The 18,788-nt window shown below is 51.1% G+C and carries 19 protein-coding genes; 9 read left to right on the forward strand and 10 right to left on the reverse strand.

Going from position 1 to position 18,788, the window contains the following annotated elements; all coding sequences use genetic code 11:
• The first annotated feature begins 73 nt into the window (after positions 1-73).
• The 4 genes from HMY34_RS02855 (at position 74) to HMY34_RS02870 (ending at position 3,966) form a co-directional block, all read left to right on the forward strand.
• Positions 74-328, forward strand: coding sequence for a UPF0175 family protein (locus HMY34_RS02855; RefSeq protein WP_202717809.1), 255 nt, complete (start codon positions 74-76; stop codon positions 326-328).
• A gap of 112 nt (positions 329-440) precedes the next feature.
• On the forward strand, positions 441-1,613 hold the full coding sequence (locus tag HMY34_RS02860; protein WP_228287960.1) for a formylglycine-generating enzyme family protein: 1,173 nt from the start codon (positions 441-443) through the stop codon (positions 1,611-1,613).
• A complete protein-coding gene (locus HMY34_RS02865; RefSeq protein ID WP_202717810.1) occupies positions 1,610-2,305 on the forward strand; it encodes a hypothetical protein in 696 nt (231 codons plus the stop codon). Before HMY34_RS02860 ends, HMY34_RS02865 begins: the two co-directional genes overlap by 4 nt.
• Positions 2,305-3,966 carry an FtsK/SpoIIIE domain-containing protein gene (locus tag HMY34_RS02870; protein ID WP_202717811.1) on the forward strand — a complete coding sequence of 554 codons (1,662 nt, stop codon included), beginning with the start codon at positions 2,305-2,307 and terminating at the stop codon, positions 3,964-3,966. The genes HMY34_RS02865 and HMY34_RS02870 overlap by 1 nt, the downstream gene beginning before the upstream one ends.
• A 9-nt stretch (positions 3,967-3,975) precedes the next feature.
• Here HMY34_RS02870 and HMY34_RS02875 read toward each other — a convergent pair whose 3' ends face one another.
• Positions 3,976-4,515, reverse strand: coding sequence for a hypothetical protein (locus tag HMY34_RS02875; RefSeq protein WP_202717812.1), 540 nt, complete (start codon positions 4,513-4,515; stop codon positions 3,976-3,978).
• Between the two features lie 127 nt (positions 4,516-4,642).
• Between HMY34_RS02875 and HMY34_RS02880 the strand changes: the two genes are divergently transcribed.
• Complete coding sequence (locus tag HMY34_RS02880) at positions 4,643-5,725, forward strand: efflux RND transporter periplasmic adaptor subunit (RefSeq protein WP_202717813.1); 1,083 nt, start codon at positions 4,643-4,645, stop codon at positions 5,723-5,725.
• Positions 5,722-8,817 carry an efflux RND transporter permease subunit gene (locus HMY34_RS02885; protein WP_202717814.1) on the forward strand — a complete coding sequence of 1,032 codons (3,096 nt, stop codon included), beginning with the start codon at positions 5,722-5,724 and terminating at the stop codon, positions 8,815-8,817. The genes HMY34_RS02880 and HMY34_RS02885 overlap by 4 nt, the downstream gene beginning before the upstream one ends.
• Here HMY34_RS02885 and HMY34_RS02890 read toward each other — a convergent pair.
• Both HMY34_RS02890 and trxC read right to left on the reverse strand, forming a co-directional pair.
• Positions 8,809-9,147 (reverse strand): hypothetical protein, encoded by a 339-nt coding sequence (locus HMY34_RS02890; protein ID WP_202717815.1) that lies wholly within the window; start codon positions 9,145-9,147, stop codon positions 8,809-8,811. The two genes, HMY34_RS02885 and HMY34_RS02890, sit on opposite strands and share 9 nt — an antisense overlap.
• A 15-nt stretch (positions 9,148-9,162) precedes the next feature.
• Positions 9,163-9,597 (reverse strand): thioredoxin TrxC, encoded by a 435-nt coding sequence (gene trxC / locus HMY34_RS02895; protein ID WP_202717816.1) that lies wholly within the window; start codon positions 9,595-9,597, stop codon positions 9,163-9,165.
• A gap of 167 nt (positions 9,598-9,764) precedes the next feature.
• Between trxC and HMY34_RS02900 the strand changes: the two genes are divergently transcribed.
• From HMY34_RS02900 to HMY34_RS02910, 3 genes are all read left to right on the forward strand, one after another.
• Positions 9,765-10,169, forward strand: coding sequence for a c-type cytochrome (locus HMY34_RS02900; protein ID WP_202717817.1), 405 nt, complete (start codon positions 9,765-9,767; stop codon positions 10,167-10,169).
• 413 nt (positions 10,170-10,582) lie between these two features.
• The gene (locus HMY34_RS02905) at positions 10,583-11,854 is read left to right on the forward strand and encodes a hypothetical protein (RefSeq protein ID WP_202717818.1); all 1,272 of its coding nucleotides are present in this window, start codon (positions 10,583-10,585) and stop codon (positions 11,852-11,854) included.
• A 282-nt stretch (positions 11,855-12,136) separates the two neighbouring features.
• Entirely contained in the window at positions 12,137-13,693 is a 1,557-nt protein-coding gene (locus HMY34_RS02910; RefSeq protein WP_202717819.1) for a tetratricopeptide repeat protein, read from the forward strand.
• 15 nt (positions 13,694-13,708) lie between these two features.
• On the opposite strand, the gene HMY34_RS02915 is transcribed toward HMY34_RS02910, so the two are convergent.
• The 7 genes from HMY34_RS02915 to HMY34_RS02945 all read right to left on the reverse strand — a co-directional run bounded on the left by HMY34_RS02915 (position 13,709) and on the right by HMY34_RS02945 (position 18,707).
• Entirely contained in the window at positions 13,709-13,867 is a 159-nt protein-coding gene (locus HMY34_RS02915) for a hypothetical protein (RefSeq protein WP_202717820.1), read from the reverse strand.
• A gap of 233 nt (positions 13,868-14,100) precedes the next feature.
• Positions 14,101-15,693 carry a peptide chain release factor 3 gene (locus tag HMY34_RS02920; protein WP_202717821.1) on the reverse strand — a complete coding sequence of 531 codons (1,593 nt, stop codon included), beginning with the start codon at positions 15,691-15,693 and terminating at the stop codon, positions 14,101-14,103.
• A 75-nt stretch (positions 15,694-15,768) separates the two neighbouring features.
• Positions 15,769-16,104: a XisI protein gene (locus tag HMY34_RS02925; protein WP_202717822.1), complete on the reverse strand. Its 336-nt coding sequence runs from the start codon at positions 16,102-16,104 to the stop codon at positions 15,769-15,771.
• Entirely contained in the window at positions 16,092-16,508 is a 417-nt protein-coding gene (locus HMY34_RS02930; protein WP_202717823.1) for an element excision factor XisH family protein, read from the reverse strand. The genes HMY34_RS02925 and HMY34_RS02930 overlap by 13 nt, the downstream gene beginning before the upstream one ends.
• A gap of 70 nt (positions 16,509-16,578) precedes the next feature.
• Positions 16,579-16,737: a Uma2 family endonuclease gene (locus HMY34_RS02935; protein WP_202719109.1), complete on the reverse strand. Its 159-nt coding sequence runs from the start codon at positions 16,735-16,737 to the stop codon at positions 16,579-16,581.
• 33 nt (positions 16,738-16,770) lie between these two features.
• The gene (locus tag HMY34_RS02940) at positions 16,771-16,971 is read right to left on the reverse strand and encodes a plasmid stabilization protein (protein WP_202717824.1); all 201 of its coding nucleotides are present in this window, start codon (positions 16,969-16,971) and stop codon (positions 16,771-16,773) included.
• Positions 16,971-18,707: a transglycosylase SLT domain-containing protein gene (locus tag HMY34_RS02945; protein ID WP_202717825.1), complete on the reverse strand. Its 1,737-nt coding sequence runs from the start codon at positions 18,705-18,707 to the stop codon at positions 16,971-16,973. Before HMY34_RS02945 ends, HMY34_RS02940 begins: the two co-directional genes overlap by 1 nt.
• Positions 18,708-18,788 lie beyond the last annotated feature (81 nt).

An 18,788-nucleotide genomic window follows, 5' to 3' on the forward strand; every position in this document is an offset into this window, starting at 1 on the left:
CGCGGGGCGGGCTTGATGCCTGCCTTGCTTGCGCCTATAGTCAGAGTACCTCAATTACTAGAGAACGCGCTCTATGACTGCGATCACTATTCAAATACCGGATTCCGTCTTGCCTGTGCTGCACCTTGACCCCGCAGGCTTTGTGCAAGAGATGCGCCTTGCCGCTGCCATCAAGTGGTATGAATTACGGCGAGTGTCGCAGGAAAACGCGGCGGAAATTGCCGGAATCAGCCGGGCTGATTTCATCACTGCATTGTCGTTGGCGAAGGTTTCACCTTTTCAGCTAACAGCGGATGAGATACGCGAGGAATTGCATGAACTCCATTAATGTTGCGTTGTTGTAGGAGGTGAGAGAATTTCATTCTTTGGCATAACCCCTGTTTTCTCTGCCCATATTCTGCTATATAAAGCCTTGCTAATTTTCCATCACAGGGCTTCTCATGACTGACAACCTCACCAACAATCCCGCCGATTACCTTAGCGAACTGCAACGCATCGAGCGCGAACAAGAACTCGCCAAACTCCGCACCCTCAGCCTCGAATTTACGGGCGTGTTGAACTACTTCCCCAAACTGCGCGAAGAACTGAATGCTTTCCATAATACTGATGGTATCGCTTTTCATAAGCTTGATGATCGTTTGCGTACCATATTGGGGGAAGCTGCCAACTTGCAATTTAAAATTCAGGGTTTAGCTCGGTTACAGCGTGATGTGCCCAAAATGCGAGAGTTTTTACAACGTTTGCAACAGGAAATGGGGTTGCAGTTTGTGGAACGCTTTAGTAATCAATTCAGTGACTTATGCGATGATATTGATCGATCCTTTGTAAAGGATAAAGCTATTCCAAAGCAGGAAAAAAGCTGGGCAAATACAATGGGGCAAGACCAATGGGGTCGTTACGGTGATTTGGTTATCAACGGAGTGCATCAGCGTTTCCGCTGGATTGATCCGGGAAGTTTCCTGATGGGATCACCAAAGTCAGAAACCAGTCGTTTCAACGATGAAGAGCAACATCGTGTAACGCTTACGCAAGGATTTTGGCTGGCAGATACTGCTTGCACACAGGATTTGTGGGTAGCAGTGATGGGTAGTAATCCCGCACGTTTTCAGATCAGTCTGGAGCATCCAGTTGAGCGTGTGAGTTGGGATGATATTCATATCTTTTTAGAGCGATTTAAAAGTTATCTATTAACTGGTGGTGTGCGTTTACCAACAGAGTCGGAATGGGAATATGCCTGTCGTGCAAGCATAAAAACAGCTTTCTATTTTGGTACAAGCAGTGATCCACAGCAGATTAATTACGATGGTAGTTGGCCGTATGAAGGTAAAGCAGGAGTATTTAGAAATAAAACGATACCTGTTAAGGAATTGCCTCCTAATAAATGGGGACTGTACCAGATGCATGGTAATGTGTGGGAATGGTGTCAAGATCGTTATGGTCGCTACCCTACTGAGTCGTCTGTTGATCCACAAGGAGATGCCAAAAGTACTGACCGCGTTATACGCGGTGGTTCTTGGTATAACAAGGGTCTCTATTGCCGATCTGCTCATCGTCGTTCGCGCTCACAGACTTATCGAAGTAACGATGTCGGTTTTCGACTTTTAATACAATGACTATTGCACTGTCCTCTGATGTGGAACGGAATATGGGCAAAGATTATGCTGAGGGTTATCAGCAAGCGCGGGAAGATGGTGGCAATAACCGTTTGGCGATGCAGGCATTTAAGCGGTTGTTAAACGTGAGTGCGTATTTTCCGGGGTTTGAGGCGCGGGATGCGGAGTTTTTCGATGGGTATAAAGACGGTGTGCGGGATTCGGTTCGGGTTATTCAGACAACAACAACGGGGGCGAGTATGAACGATACACAAGGGAGCGGTCACAGTGAAAGAAGCGTGGAAATCACCCCGCAACGCCCACTGGAAAATAAACCTGCAACAGAGGACGTACAGGCTACGACTTCGGCAGCGTTAGCCAACTTGCAGGAGCAAGTGAAAGCAGCAACGTATTCTACTTTAAACGGAGGTTCTTCCATGTCAGCGACATCGTTTTCCCATCAGGTTGAATTGTTACAAAACCTAAAACAGTATTTGGGCGATTTTCAGGAGCGTTTACTGGGTGTTGCAGCCAATTACCAGCGGAAGGTGGACGAACTGCACGGCGCGGGCATGATGGATGAAACCTACGCCCGTTACGTTGAGAATGAGTTAGCGCAAACCCAAGCGATGATTGCACGGCTAGTTGACCACATCAGTGCCAGCGATATTCCCACAGTCGAGCGTGAAATCAGCTATTTGGAGTCGCATTAATGCCGCAATTGCGTATCGGTTCGTTGGGGCAATTACAGCACCCCGCGCTTGTGCCGTATGAAAACCGCAGCCCGTGGTTATTGGCTTACGATGCAGCTTCCTTGCCATTAGCGGCGGAGGTCGGTGAAGGTGTGGCGTTGCAATTGTTGCAGCAATACGGCTTGGATCACGCACGGGTGGCACTGTTTGAAGCAATTCCCAGCCCGCATTTCACCCAACTTAAACGCCTGTTCGCCGCTTCGGAACAGCGTTGGGGTGAACAGCTTTTCACTGCCAAAGATTGCCTGAAACGCCTGACGGATTTGGAGGAATTGGTACACCGCCGTTTTGCGTTATTGGCGCAAGCGGGCGCGGCGGACATCCTCACCTACAATGCGAATGCCGCTCGTGCCGAACCTATCCTTTACCTGCTACTCAATGGGTTGGGCAATGCCATAGCCGAACCTCAACCCTTGCAGCAATTGGAAACCCTGTGCCGCCAAGGGGCAGCGGTCGGCATTATTCCGTTGCTGTTGCACAATACGCAGGAGCAAACCGACTTACAGCTACCAGATGCGCGGCGTAAAGCCCTGCAAAGTTTTTGGCAGACGGTATATCCGCAATCCGTGGGGTTGGATATGCGTGGGCAAGTGCAACCGCTGAATATTCCCAGCGAATTGTGGCGGTTACTACAGCGTTTCGGCTTGCAAGTGGGTGTTGGGCAACTGAGCAAATCATGGGCGGGTAACTTGTTGGCAGCGACTCAGCAAGCGCAAGATAACAACGGCGAAAGCGATTTCCTGCACAGCCGCATTGGGCTGGCGGGAGCGAATCCGGCGTATTTCAGCATGGGGGAAAAGTCCGATGCGTATCACGCATTGATTGGTGGTGCGACCCGTACAGGCAAAACCACCTTGCTGAACAATTTGATTCTCAATGCTTGCGAAGCCTATTCCCCACAACACTTGCAACTGACCTTAATGGATTTCAAGGATGGGGTAAGTTTCTGGGAGTATGCCGATTTGGGGCATGTTGCTGCGCTTTACGCCCCGACTGAGGCGGATTTTCCGGCTGCGTTGCAGTGTTTGGCACAATTTGAACAACAGATCAGCACTCGCTACGCCCAATTCCGTACTGAACGGGTAGCGCGTCTAGCGGACTATAACAACGTGTCCGCGCAACCGTTACCCCGCTGTTTATTAGTGGTGGATGAAGTACAAAGTTTATTTGAAGGGCGTGACTATCAACAAAAAAGCGAGGTGAAGCGCATCCTTAGCAACATCGCGAAAAAAGGCGCAGCGGCGGGGGTACACATGATCCTTAGCACGCAATCGTTCCAAAATGTCGAGCTGGAAGGCGACGTGAAAGACCAGTTCCACCTGCGGATTGGCTTACGTCATGCCAGTGCAATAGGGTGTCGGGCGTTGATGGGACGTGATAATGATGCCATGCTCAATCTCGAACGTTTCACCGCTATCTACAACAGCCATCAGGGTGAGTCACAGCATAACCGTTTGGTCGCATTGGATGGATTACCTGATTTCCATGCACGGCTAGATAACCTGAAGGCTCAATACCCCGCTACTGCCTGTCATCAATCCAGCCTGAATGAACCTTTAGCACAAACCACGCCCGTAGCCACCAGTAAGTTTGCGGATGGGGATGTCAGTGAGCCTTGGTAAAAACACTAATCACCAGCAAATCGGACTAAATGACACATCATTGAGCAGGCTAAGGTCATCCCCATTCTGCCCGATCACAAACAGCCCTTTGCGGATGGCATAAGCCGCGACGTGGGACGGAATCACCATCCCCGCCACCGCTGCATACACGCACGAATCCGCATAACGTGGTAACAGCCGTTTCAGTTTACCCAAGCGTTCCAGATGCTCGTTCACATCATCAATGCTGAGGTTGCTTTTGCATTCTACCGCCACCGTGTCGGTATCGTTGACCACCAGCAAGTCCAGTTCTAGTGACTCGCCATCCCGTTTGGCGATGATGTTCTGGTGGACTTCATGCACATCAATCCCACGTTCGCGGAACAGCCGCACCGCAGCAGGACGCAATTCATACTTGATAAAGTCAGCTAAACATCCGCCCAGCTTACTAATCCGCACGGAGACTTCCTTGATTTTGATGTCGGTAGCTTGGGACATTTCCTTGATTTGTTGATCAGTATCTTTAAACTTTTGATCAGTTTCTTTCTGGGGTGTCGCAAGGGTCGTCATGATCAATTTCCCGATGATGCTATGCTCTCTATGTTAGCACAAAACACGCATCCGATTAATTCCATCTCGACAACTGACTGTCGGTCATTTAAGATTCACTTCAATCAATTGACCGGCAGTCATTAATATGAAGAACACGTTACGCACACCCCGTTTAATTTCTGCGTTGTTGCTGGCAAGCAGCGTGATGCTGTCACCCTTGCCATCCATAGCCGCCGAAGATGCCAAGCCTGCGCCCGCTGCCAATGCCGCACTCGCCGTCAGCGTCACCAGCCCAATGGCGCAAGACTGGGGCACGACCATTATGGCTAACGGCGCGATCAGCCCTTGGCAAGAAGCCATTATTGCATCCGAAATCAGCGGCTTGCGCATCACTGACGTGCTGGCTGATGTCGGCGATGAAGTCAAAAAAGGCGAAGAATTGGTGAAATTATCGCAAGCCGCCGTGCAAGCCGATGTCGCCCAAAAACAAGCCAGCCTCGCCGAAGCCCGTGCGAATGCTGACCGCGCCCGTCGTTTGAAAAGCAGCGGTGCCATCCCCGCGCAACAAATTGACCAATACCTAACCGGTGAAGCCATTGCGCAAGCCGCACTCGACGCCCAACAAATCCGCCTCGCGCAAACCCGCATCCTTGCACCGGATGATGGCATTATCACCACCCGCACTGCCACGCTCGGCGCAGTCGTGCAAACCGGCACCGAATTATTCCGCATGGTGCGCCAACACAAACTCGAATGGCGGGCAGAAGTCTCCGGGCGCGATGCCAGCACCATTCAAAGCGGGCAAGCCGCTCGCCTTACCCTTCCCAACGGCGAAAGCGTTACCGGCACGGTGCGTCTGGTTGCCCCCACGCTCGACCCCAACACCCGCAACGCCACGGTATACATCAGCCTGCCCAATGGTAGCCCTGCCAAAACCGGGATGTTTGCTGAAGGTGAAATCCTCACCGGGGCAACCAAAGCCATGACGTTACCCCAAGCCGCCGTGATCTTGCGCGATGGCAATCATTACGTATTTGAAGTCAGCGACGACAACCGCGTGCAACAACGCCTCGTGAAAATTGGCAGAACCGCACAAGGTCAAACCGAAATTCGCGACGGCATCAACGCCAGCGCCCGCGTGGTGATGACTGGCGGCGGCTTCCTGAATGACGGCGATACCGTGCAAATCGTCGACAAACCCGTCAGCAGCACTGGGGATAAACCATGAACGTTTCCGCTTGGTCGATCCGCAACCCCGTTCCAGCGGTATTGCTGTTTGCGTTGCTGAGCTTTTTGGGCATCAAAGGGTTTCAGGCGCTGGGTATTCAAAACTTCCCCGATATTGAATTACCCACCATTATTGTGAATGCCTCGCTCGAAGGCGCTGACCCCGAACAGCTCGAAAGCGAAGTCGCCCGCAAGATCGAAAACCAGCTTGCCACCATTAACGGCGTTAAGCATTTACGCACCACCTTGACCGACAGCTCCGCCAGCATTGCCGCCGAATTCGACATCGACAAAGATACCGAAATCGCACTCAATGAAGTGCGCAATGCCATCGACACCATCCGCGCTAACTTGCCGTCACAAATGAATGACCCGGTGGTTTCAAAAGTGACCACTTCTGGTAGCCCGCTGGTAACATTCACCGTTGCCGCACCCAACATGGACGAAGAAGCGCTGTCGTGGTTTGTCGACAATGAGATTACCCGCGAGTTAATGGCGGTCAAAGGTGTCGGCAAAGTGTCACGGGTCGGCGGCGTTAACCGCGAAGTGCGCATCGACCTAAACCCGGCGCTCATGGCAGGTTTGGGGGTTACGGCTGCTGATATTTCCAACCGATTGGGGCAAATGCAACAAGATGCGCCCGGTGGACGCGGTGACGTGGGCGGCGGTATCCAATCGGTGCGCACTTTAGGACGGGTCGGTACTGCTGCCGAACTCGGTGCTATCGAAATTCCGCTGTCAAACGGGCGGCATGTGCGTTTGGATCAGCTTGCCACCATCCGTGATACCGTGGCGGAACGTTCCACCCATGCCTTGCTGGATGGCAAATCGGTGGTCGGTTTCCAAGTCACGCGGGTACGCGGCGCGAGTGAAATCGACGTGGTGGAAGGCGTGCGAGCGGCGGTTGCCCAACTCTCCAGCGCTTACCCGCAAGTGCAAATGGGTGAAGCTTACGACACCATTGAGCGCATTCAAGCCAACTACACCGGCTCAATGCATTTATTGTACGAAGGTGCCGCCTTAGCCATTTTGGTGGTCTTGCTGTTTTTGCGGGATATACGTGCCACCTTGGTATCCGCCGCCGCCTTGCCGTTGGCGATTATTCCCACGTTTGCGGCGATGCATTACTTTGGGTTCTCACTGAATATCCTCACCTTGCTCGCGCTTGCCTTGGTGGTTGGGGTCTTGGTCGATGACGCGATTGTGGAAGTGGAAAACATTGAGCGCCATTTGCGCATGGGCAAAACGCCCAAACAAGCCGCCATTGAAGCCGCTGATGAAATCGGGCTGGCAGTCATTGCGACCACCTTTACGCTGATTGCGGTGTTTTTGCCGACGGCATTTATGGGCGGTGTGCCGGGTAAGTTTTTTGAATCGTTTGGGATTACCGCAGCGGTGTCGGTGTTTTTCTCGCTGGCGGTGGCGCGTTTGCTCACGCCGATGATGGCGGCGTATTTCCTAAAACCGCATCCGACCGAAAAAGCCAAGCAGCCAGAGCGCGATGGCTGGTTTATGCGCCATTACATGACAGCGGCGGGCTGGTGTTTAAAACACCGCTTTATCACCTTGGTGGCGGCGATTGCGATTTTCGTGGCATCCCTGCAAATCGTACCCTTATTGCCGAAAGGCTTTGTGCCACCGGCGGATACCGCGCTGACCTCGGTAACGTTGGAAATGCAACCGGGCAGTACGCTGGAGGAATCCTACGCCATCGCCGAACAAGCGCGGCGTTTGCTGCAACCCTTAGCCGATGTAAAACAAGTCTTCACGCTTGTGGGGGCAGCCAGTGGCGTGAGCAGTGGCCCGATTTCCGAAGGCGGCGGTGCGGATGTACGCAAAGCCACGCTGACGGTGAGCCTCACTACCCGCGAAGAGCGTTCGCGTTCACAAACCGCTGTCGAAGCTGAGATTCGCCAAACCCTGAAACCGTTACCCGGTGTGCGTTACACCGTGGGTTCGGGCGGCTCAGGCGACAAAATGCAAGTGGTGTTAGCCAGTGATGACGGCAAGCTATTGCTGACAGCGGCGCAACGCGCGGAACGCGATTTACGCACCTTGCAAGGCATTGGCAATGTGGTATCGGGCGCAAGCCTGCAACGCCCTGAAATCCACATTACCCCCAACTACGCACGGGCGGCCGAATTGGGCGTCAGCACCGAAGCCTTGGGGCAAGTGGTGCGCGTGGCCACCAGCGGGGATTTCTCCACCCGCTTGCCCAAGCTCAATTTACCGCAGCGGCAAATCCCGATTCGGGTGCAATTTGATGAAAGCGTGCGCAACGACCTCGATACGATTCGCCAATTGCGGATTCCGGGGCGCAATGGCGCTGTGCCATTGGCAGCGGTGGCGGATGTGCAATTGGGTAGCGGCCCGGCGCGTTTGGATCGTTTCGATCGGATGCGCAATGTCAGTATTGATGTGGAATTGAACGGTTTACCCGTCGGGCAAGTGACCACCATGGTGGATAAGTTGCCGAGTTTGGCAACCCTGCCCCCCGGTGTGATTCGGCAAAGTTCGGGGGATGCGGAGCGCATGGCGGAACTCTTCGGCGGATTCGGTGGCGCCATGTTGATCGGGGTATTGTTGATTTACATTGTGTTGGTGCTGCTGTTTCACGACTTTTTGCAACCGATTACGATTCTGGCGGCATTGCCGTTGTCAGTCGGTGGGGCGCTGTTGGCGTTGTTGCTGACGGGCAGTAGTTTCTCGATGCCTGCGGTGATTGGTTTGCTGATGCTGATGGGGATTGTGACCAAAAACTCGATTTTGCTGGTGGATTATGCGGTGATGGCGCGGGAACGTGATCAGAAAAACCGCGTGGATGCATTGCTGGATGCCTGCCACAAACGCGCCCGCCCGATTGTGATGACCACGATTGCAATGAGTGCGGGGATGATGCCAACCGCGTTGGGATTGGCGGCTGACCCCAGCTTCCGCCAACCGATGGCGATTGTGGTTATCGGCGGCTTGCTGGCGTCAACGGTGCTGAGTTTGCTGGTGATTCCGGTGGTGTTTACATTTATTGACGATATTTTGGTAGGGTTTAGAAAGCTCAGCGGTAAGTTTAAACACGCTGAGCCGACTTTACCCTAATAATGTCAAGCTGGCGGCAGCAGTGCTGCGCTCAAGCGTAAACAGCAGCTCGCAATATTCGGGCTGTTCGCACAAGGGCGTGGGGTCGTCGGCACAACAACTGCCGACAATGACCCCGGCGTAGAAAATCCCCGCGCGAATTTGCAGGTGAGTCGCAGTAGCACTGCTCTCCAAAACCATCACACTGAAGGTGTCACCGCTGACTTGGCTGCTGTGTGTTAAACCTGCTTGCAAGGGCAAGGCATTCGCGCCTAAGCCTTGCACTTCCGCGCTGAACACGGCTGGAAAATCGGGGTTTCCCCATGCCGCCACTGTTTGGCTTAAGATCATGCTGCTTTCACCTGTTTAAAGCTGGCTACGCACCCAACGCTCAATATCTGCCGCCCCCATTGCGCCGGATTGACGTGCAATTTCTTGTCCGCCCTTAAACAAAACCATGGTCGGAATGCTGCGAATATTGTAATGCGCCCCCACCATTTGGTGATCTTCGGTATTCAGTTTCGCAAAACGCACCTTGGGTTCGAGTTGTGCCGCTGTTTGTGCAAAGGCCGGAGCCATCTGACGGCAAGGGCCGCACCAAGGCGCCCAAAAATCAACGAGAACCGGAATATCATTACGGCTGATGTGTTTGGCAAAATTCTCAGCGCTTAGCTCGGTTGGGTGTCCAGTAAACAAATCGCTGCCACACTTGCCACACTTGGCGTGTTCGCCCAGCCGTTCTGCCGGAATGCGATTGGTGACGCTGCACGCGGGGCAAACAATATTCATTGGGTTACTCATGTTTTTTCCTCAAAGACAATGATTTCAATAGCGCTAATATGGGCTTTGTTCTGTCAATTTAAAGCAAAAAAACCCAACAATCTGTGGAACACATTGCCCCCCTTTAAAAAACCCGTAAAATCAAACCGTTTTAACACGACAAACCATAATCGCTAGGAGAAATAGATATGAAAGCATTAAGCCTGTTGGGTATTGCCCTGATCGCACTCGCTCAAGCCACTGCCCCGGCATTTGCCGAAGAAAAAGCAGCGGATGCTGCTAAACCCGAAGCAGCGGCGGAAGCCCCTAAAGCAGACGCGGCGACCGATGCCCCTGCTGCGGATGCGGCTAAAATCGACGGTGAAAAAGTTTACAAAGGTCTGTGCATGAGCTGCCATGACGCGGGCGTTGCTGGCTCACCGAAACTGGGCGATAAAGCCGCATGGGAACCGCGCATTGCAACCGGTATGGATGCACTTTACGAATCCAGCCTCAAGGGTAAAGGCGTGATGCCCGCTAAAGGCGGCAACCCGGCACTGTCTGATGATGAAGTCAAAGCAGCCGTTGATTACATGGTTGCCCAAGTCAAGTAATTGATAGTAAAAGGCTACCAGCATTGGCTGCGTAGCCTTTTTTCATGTAACAAAATTATGTTACTACCTGAGTCAATCACCGAACTGCTAGTATCGGTTGCTGTAAGCACTTACATACTCTCTAAGTTTCGAGTTTTTGTCCTCCATATTTAATTAGGTGGCTATCCAGAAAATATTGCTGGATAGCCTTTTTTTTGAAAACAACAAGCAGATTAATAAATCCGCAGTATCAGTGAGTGGATAGCCATGTCAGGAACCAATCTTACTACCTGTCCCAAATGTGATTCACCTGCTCGCCGCTCACGCCCTAATTGGTGGCAACGTCTATTTTCACCGCAAAAAATCCGCTACCGTTGCAAGTGCTGCGGCAACTATTTTTGGCGAGGTGGTTAATATTGACATGTTAAATTTTTATGAGTATTGATGAATCATCCGTATTATCAGAATTGAATAATATTTTAAAAAGCCGCCATTTTCGATCACGTAAAGTATTGCGGGCTTTTTTGCATTACGTGGTGATGCAAACGCTGGCGGGAAATATTGCAAAAATCACACAATACGCCATTGCTGTCGAAGGATTAGGAAAATCACCTGATTTTAACAGTGCAACTGACCCGCTAATACGCATACAGGCTGGGCGCTTACGCAAGCTATTGGATGAATATTATGCCAGCGAAGGCCGTTTTGATCCCATAACGATTGAATTGGCAACACGCGGCTACCATGCCACGTTTACCCACTCCATCACGCAAACCGTGTATCAACCAGTAATGCTGGCACAGACAAGCTTCAGCCTATCCCAAGGCCCCAGCATTGTTTGTATCCCCCGCACGTTCATGAGTAACCCGGATAGCTGGTCACTTATCACACGTCTAACCCGCGATTATGTGAATATTTTGACGCATTTTAACGGTTGCCAAGTGATATTTGCGCAGGAAACCCGCTGGCAATCGCGTGATGCGCTACAGCAACACCACACGGATTTCGCGCTATTTTTGGATCTGCATAGCGCCACTGCCGAGCATTACCGTCTCAAATGCAGCTTGATACATATCCCCACGGAACAAACGGCATGGGCGCAGAGTTTTACGCTCAATGCACACTTCGGCGACTCTCAATCCCAGCTTCAAGGCATTTTTAGACGCATTGCCCACGATACTTTAGGCTATGAACAAGGCGTGGCGCATCAGGTTTGGGCGCGTTACTTGGTTGACTCAGGCAAACCGATTGCCGCGCACTATCAGGTGATGTTGGCGTTACGTCAGCAATTATGGGAACGTTCCCCCGCCGCGTTTCAGCGCAGTGTCAAAATTTGTGAACAACGCTTAGCGCACGTTGCGAATGACGTGCAGGCGATGATTGTTTACGCTGATTATTGCCGCATGGACTATTTATTCCAATACCGGCAAATTGAGACCTTGGAAGAACGCCTCGCCTACATTACCGAAACACTGCTGCAACTAGCCCCCGGCAATGCTTATTCACACTTGTACTACGCGCTGTCTTGCCTGTTGTCAGCAGAGCATGATGCGTGCTTAGCAGCTCTGCAACAAGCGCAAGCGATTAATCCGCTGGATACACACCTCGAAACAATTGCTGAGTTAATTCATAGGAGATTAACCCAAGAAAAATCAATTGCGCCAATTTCAAATTTAAATACTACTGATAAAATTATTGAGCAATAGTTACTTATTATTTTCGTAACAAATTTTAGTTACTGTTATGATTTATTCCGAAATGGTAGCATTTGCTTGTTTTAGAAATTCACACACTTAACACTCTATCATTAATTAATTTTAAAAAATCTTGCATTATCCCTCGCAAGCCCTTTAAGGCTACCAGCCCCAACTGCGTAGCCTTTTTTATTTTTAATGACCCCTTTGCGTGAAAACAGAGAATGGATGGTATAACTTTGTATGCAACCCCCTATAGTACATAACTTACGTCCACTTCCTTAAAGGTAATGCATGGAAATTGATCGTCCTGCAATAGAGGCTGAACTTGAACGCATTCTGACAAGCCGCTGTTTTCGCGCCCGCAAAATGTTGAGGCAATTTTTGCGCTATATTGTTCAGGAAAGTCTGGAGGGAAAACAAACTCAAATCACACAATACACCATTGCTCTTCACGCACTGGGAAGACCAACAGATTTTAGTGCCTTGGAAAGCCCTTTGGTGCGCGTGCAAGCCAGACGGCTGCGGGAACAACTGCATGAGTATTACGCGACAGAAGGCCGCTTTGACACCGTTCGTATCGACTTGCCGATGGGCAGTTACTGCCCTGAATTCAGCTACCAGCACCCTGTTTTCCCACTGGAACGGGCAAACGCGGCAGTCAGCCAATCGCAAGGCCCCAGCATTACGTGTATCCCCCGCCATTTCGTGACCGATGCAACAGTGGGAAACGCCTTCATCACCCGCCTGACGGATGATTATGTGGCGGTCATGGCACACTTCCGTTTTTGTCAGGTGACGTTAGCGGATGCATCTTGGCAGTCTGATCTCTGGCAACAATATGGCGCAGATTTTACTCTGTTTTTTGACCTTTACCCTACCGAATCGGGCTATAGCCTCAAGTGCAGTCTGGTGCATGGATTGAATCGTCAAATTGTCTGGGCGCACAGTTTTGCACTCGATCACACCTACCCAGCTCTGGCATTACGTCAACAAATCTTTAAACGCATTGCTCATGACACGGTAGGTGCAGAAAAAGGAATTGCACAAGATTATTGGGTGCGCCAACTGTTGGATGCGGGCAAACCCATCCGTTCACAACATCAAGTATTGGTCACATTTCGCCAGTATTGCTCGAATATTTCTCACGATAATTTTCGTACCACGTTACGTGCTTGTGAGCAGCGACTGGAGCAGTTTCCAGATGATATACCGGCACTGATTATGTTTGCTGACCACTGCCGTGGGGATTATTTACTGAAATATCATGAAATTGAACGGCTGCACGCTCGTACTGCCCAAACCGTGGAACGTTTACTTCAACTAGCACCCAATAATGCTTACACGCATCTGTTTCAAGCCATGTCATACATACTCCAAGAAGAATACGGGCAATGTGCCGATAGCATCACCCAAGCGCAAGCCATCAACCCGCTCGACAGCCATCTTAACAATCTTGCGGGTTTGATTTACATAGGGCTAGGCCAATGGGAGCGGGGGGCAGCACTGATACAGGATTGTATTAATATCAGCCCCATTTACCCGGATTGGTATCACATGCCCTTGTGTGTATACCATTACCACGAAGGTCGCTACCTCGCCGCCGCGCAAGAGGCCAAGAAAATAAAACTCAAGCATTTGTGGTCAACCATGCTGCGCACCGCGCTGTACCATCAGGGCGGGTGGCAGGAAAAAGGCAAACAAGAATACCAACACCTCACACATACATACCCTAAATTTGCACAGGACAGTCACAAACTGGCGCAAGGATTTAGCCACAAAAACAATCAAATCATCCGCCGCTTATGGTCGCGTGTTACGGGGAATGCACCTGTGCCGGACGAACGATAGCAGTTAATACAACGCTTATTCCCAAAACAGATTGGTAGCGTAATCGCGGTAAACGGTGAAATCGCTATCGACGCTGGCAACGAAACAGGTGTTGAGGCGTTCACACAAAACGATCAGGGAGGCATTTTGCACCCAAAATAGAAAACTCTGTTGCGTTTGTTGGATGTTTCGCATTCAGCTTCTCCCGCAAAATGGCTTTACGGTTAATGCTCAAGTCATCGCGCTCACTGCCATAACGACCAAACAAATGCTTGACTAACTCATGAGGACTTGGCTTGTCATCATTGTGCAAACAGGTAGGAATAACCATAATCATGCCTCCGTAATTGCGGATATATACCGCCGTTTCTTGTCCCTCTCCTGATAAGGGGAGATTAAAAACCGAATCCTCATTTGCTGTAGGCATATCAGCCCGTCGCCACGCCATGCTCACGGGTGGAATGGAACTTAATATCCGGCCATTTTTCCTGCGCCATTTGCAGGTTGATGCGCGTCGGGGCGATGTAAACCAATTCCCCTGCATGGTCGTAAGCCAGATTCTGTGCCGCTTTCGTTTTGAATTCCTCAAACTTCTTTTCGTTGGTGGATGTGACCCAACGAGCGGTTTGCACGTTCACACCTTCAAACATGGCATCGACTTTGTACTCATCTTTGAGGCGTTGCGCCACCACGTCGAACTGCAATACACCGACCGCACCGAGGATCAGGTCGTTGTTATTGACGGGTTTGAAAAGCTGGGTTGCGCCCTCTTCGCACAATTGCTCCAAACCTTTTTGGAGCTGCTTCATTTTCAGCGGGTCACGCAATTGCGCACGGCGGAACAGTTCCGGGGCGAAGTTGGGGATACCGGTGAATTGCAGGTTTTCACCCATTGTGAAGGTGTCGCCAATGCGAATGCTGCCGTGGTTGTGCAAGCCGATGATGTCGCCGGGGTAAGCGTCTTCGACGTGTTCGCGGTCAGATGCCATGAAGGTGAGCGCATCGGGGATTTTGACATCCTTGCCGATGCGCACGTGTTTGACCTTCATGCCCTTTTCAAACTTGCCGGAACAAATGCGCATGAACGCCATACGGTCGCGGTGTTGCGGGTCCATATTCGCTTGGATTTTGAAGACGAAGCCGGTGAACGGTTCTTCGGCGGCTTCGACTTTGCGGGTAGTGGTCGGGCGGGCTTGTGGCGCGGGGGCATTTTCCACGAAACCGTCCAGCAATTCGCGGATGCCGAAGCTGTTTAAGGCGGTGCCGAAATACACCGGGGTGAGCTTGCCGTCGAGGTAGGCTTGCAGGTCGAATTCGTGGCTTGCGCCTTTCACCAGCTCAATTTCTTCGCGTAATTCGTCGGCTTGTGTGCCAAGCAGTTTGTCGAGTTCGGGGTTATCTAGCCCTTGGATTTCATCGTAATCCTGACGGCGTTCGGTGCTGGGTTTATAGAGAATTACTTTGTCGGCGTAGAGGTGGTAAATCCCTTTGAGGCGTTTGCCCATGCCGATAGGCCAGGTAATCGGGGCGCATTGGATATTAAGGACGGTTTCGACTTCATCCAGCAACTCAATCGGTTCTTTGCCTTCGCGGTCGAGCTTGTTGATGAAGGTCATGATCGGCGTGTTGCGCAGGCGGCACACTTCCATGAGTTTGATGGTGCGTTCTTCAACACCTTTTGCCACGTCGATGACCATAAGGGCGGAATCGACGGCGGTTAACACGCGGTAGGTGTCTTCCGAGAAGTCTTCATGCCCCGGCGTGTCGAGCAGGTTGACGATGCGCCCGTCGTAGGGGAATTGCATCACCGATGAGGTGACGGAAATGCCGCGTTCTTTTTCCATCGTCATCCAGTCGGAGGTGGCGTGGCGACCGGCTTTGCGCCCTTTGATCGTGCCTGCAAGCTGGATTGCGCCCCCGAATAGCAGCACCTTTTCAGTCATGGTGGTTTTACCGGCATCCGGGTGGGAAATGATGGCGAAGGTGCGGCGGCGGGCGGTTTCGGTTAGGCGGTCGGTCATGGTGTCCACGGGGTTGGGCTGTTAGAAAGGGGGGATTATAGCGGAAAGCATTGGCTGGGGTAACAGCCCTATGGATCAAGCGACCGCATACCCCGTATGCACGCGCACCGCAGGCGAACGGAAACCCAGCACAATATCTTCCCGTGCCACACCGCCAGCCATCAATTCCTGAGCAATATCGCCTTCCGTGCCATTGTGTTGCAGCCAAACTTTACCATGGATTAAATCCAAGTGAATAACTGAACCGTAGATTCGCTGCCCATTTATCCAACCAACATGCATGAGTTGATAGTGGTCATGAGTTTCATCAAACAACAGTTGGGTATCCACCTCTTTATCCGCTGCGGAAAGATCAGCATATTCTTTAAGCAGATTTTTAATAGCTTGACGATACAGCATTAACTTATCCATTGCGTGATAACCTCTTGATTAGATATGAATACAATCAGCTTAACTTGATACTGATGCAATACATCTTGAATGAATGGTTGGGTGAAAAATGAATCATAGGTGTCAGCAGGTACGGCAAGATACAAAACACGATCGGGTTCTTGCTTACTCAAAGCAAGGCGATAGTTCATGAATTGTCCCAGCGCCGCATGGAACTCAGAAATATCAGAGGCTTGTAAAAAGCATTTAATTTCTACCGCAATTTTCTCTTCATTTCTATTCGCTGCCAGTAAACGTTCTGCCCCCAAATCCACATACATGGATATTGCGCCAGCGCGTAACAAAAATGGGTCAGCCGTAACATTCCAGCCGCCTTTTTCTAGGGCATGTTTGACGGTGTTGTGGTAGATGTCTCTGGCTGGCATGGTTGGGCTGCACTCTATTTGATTACCTTAAAATATTATCAAAAGTGGCTCTCTAATGCGATCTGAATGACTACACCAACACACAACCAATCATCACCTGTTTACCATTCCCACAAACAAACACACTTCCCGCCTTCAAACTCCGATAGCTGGTATATCGCCCATTTTCCGGCTGCTGGAACACTTCAAGGCAATTTTCCTTCAGGTTCACCAACCAATATTCAGGGATGCCGTGACAAACATATCACAAATACTCTCGAACCTAATCATCGGCAAAATCAGGGGCAACACGCGGAAGAGAACGAACCGGAGTCTGTAAATAGTCCCCACCCGTCAACACCATCACACGCTGGTGTAATCGCGTTCCAAAACCTTTCAGTGGTGTTGGTGAAAACAAAACTGGCTTCTCTTCAATCGAACCATTTTGCACAGCACTGATAGGCGCGACCACTACAATATCCATTACAACCCCCGCGCACACTCCGCGACCTTCAATTGCCCACCTGCCCGCAATGGCTCATCCCACGCAACATTATTGAGCTGCATAACCGCTTCGGCATTAACGCCAAGCTTCACCACCACCTGTTCCAAGGTATCACCCGCTTGGACAGCGTAAAAAAATGCCCCATAACGCCCGCTGCCACGCTGCTCCGTTTGCGCCAGCAAAGCCGCTGGCATAACCTCACAGGCTTGCAAAGCCGGTGGTGCTGGTTGTTCTTGTGGCATGGTTGGTGGCACTGACGGTAACGGTTCAGGATCAACCATGGTTTCTGTCGGCACTAATTCAGCAGTGCTCACATGCTTGACCCGCACAATCCCTTCAGCAATCCCCTGATCAAGCGTTGAAATCAGGTGCAAATTTGGCTGTGTCTCGGCACTTGCTTCAGTCGGCGAAACCTTTTCAGTGCGTATAAATGCCAAGGTCATTTCAGGGTTAAGTTCTGGCGTTTCTGCTGAAGCAGCAACGGTTTCAGGCTCAGCGACCGCCAGCGTTTCACCGGACAATGCGGCTTGATACGCCAGCTCAGCCTGTTCCCAACCGGCTAATAGCAAGCGAGCCTGTTCAATGGATTGTTTACCTTGTTCCAACTTAGTCATATTGGTTAGCACATTACGGATATAACCACGGGTTTCGGTAAACGCAATCGTAATGGGTGCGCCCTGCTCTATCCTGCCGGGCCCTGCGTTGTAGGCCGCAATCGCATGAGACACGCTGCCGTCGTAACGCCGCAATAACCAACCGAGGTAGCGCGTACCAGCGTTAATATTTTCCTGTGGGTCAAAAATATCAAGCACTCCCAGCTCTGCCGCCGTTCCTGGCATTAATTGCATCAAACCCGACGCGCCTTTGTAGGACACCACCATTTCCCGGTAACAACTCTCGGCGGCAATCACCGCCTTGACAAGCGCAGGGTTCACCCCGTGACGTTTGGCGGACTGTTGAATAATGTCATCATACGGGGCAGCTTTCGTTTGCAAGGTTTTGGCACTGAAACCACCACACCCTCTGGCTTCGGGCGTGCGCGGGTAGTGCACCTTGGTTAAACGCGACTGAAACCACGTTTTGGCGGCTTTAATATCCGGGCGAGGCAACGCCGCTAACGCCGTGTGATAGACCTTGGTGGACTTTGCCCATTTTTTCAATAATGCCACCGCTTGGCGATTGGCTTTCTTATTGCTGTCGAGCTTGAGCAGAGTCGCCAAGTGTTGCTTAACCGGCTCTTGAATCAGCTCAAGTGCCACGGGTAACTCCGGCTCATGCCAAAGCGTGCCGCTGTTGGCAACATACGCTGCCAATACCTCCGCGATGCTGCCTTGGTAACGTCGGAGCAAATAACTGAGGTAGCGCGTTCCCGCATCAATATTGGCTTCTGGGTTGAAAACATCCGATGCCCCGAAACGCTTAGCGGTATCCATCTGCAATTGCATCAAGCCCACCTTCCCCTTGGGCGAAACATAAGCATGATTAAAGCAGCTACCGGTAGCAATCACCGCCTTGATCAGCGACGGGTTAACGCTGTAACGGTTAGCGGCTTTTTTAATGCCTGCTTGATACGCGCTGGCGTGCTGATTGAGGGTTTTTGCATTGAAATTTAAGCAATTCGCGGGTTCTGCTTCTGCCGCGAATACACTGAGCGGCAAACACAGAAAACCCACGACCAGCCACACTGAACCGAATTTTTTTACTATTTTTTTCATGACAATAAGACACTCACTGAAAAGCCCGACCATTAATATAGTCTAATGACCTCAATTTTGCCGGAAAATTCCCAAAAATAC

The organism is Thiothrix subterranea (assembly GCF_016772315.1).
Lineage (GTDB): Bacteria > Pseudomonadota > Gammaproteobacteria > Thiotrichales > Thiotrichaceae > Thiothrix > Thiothrix subterranea.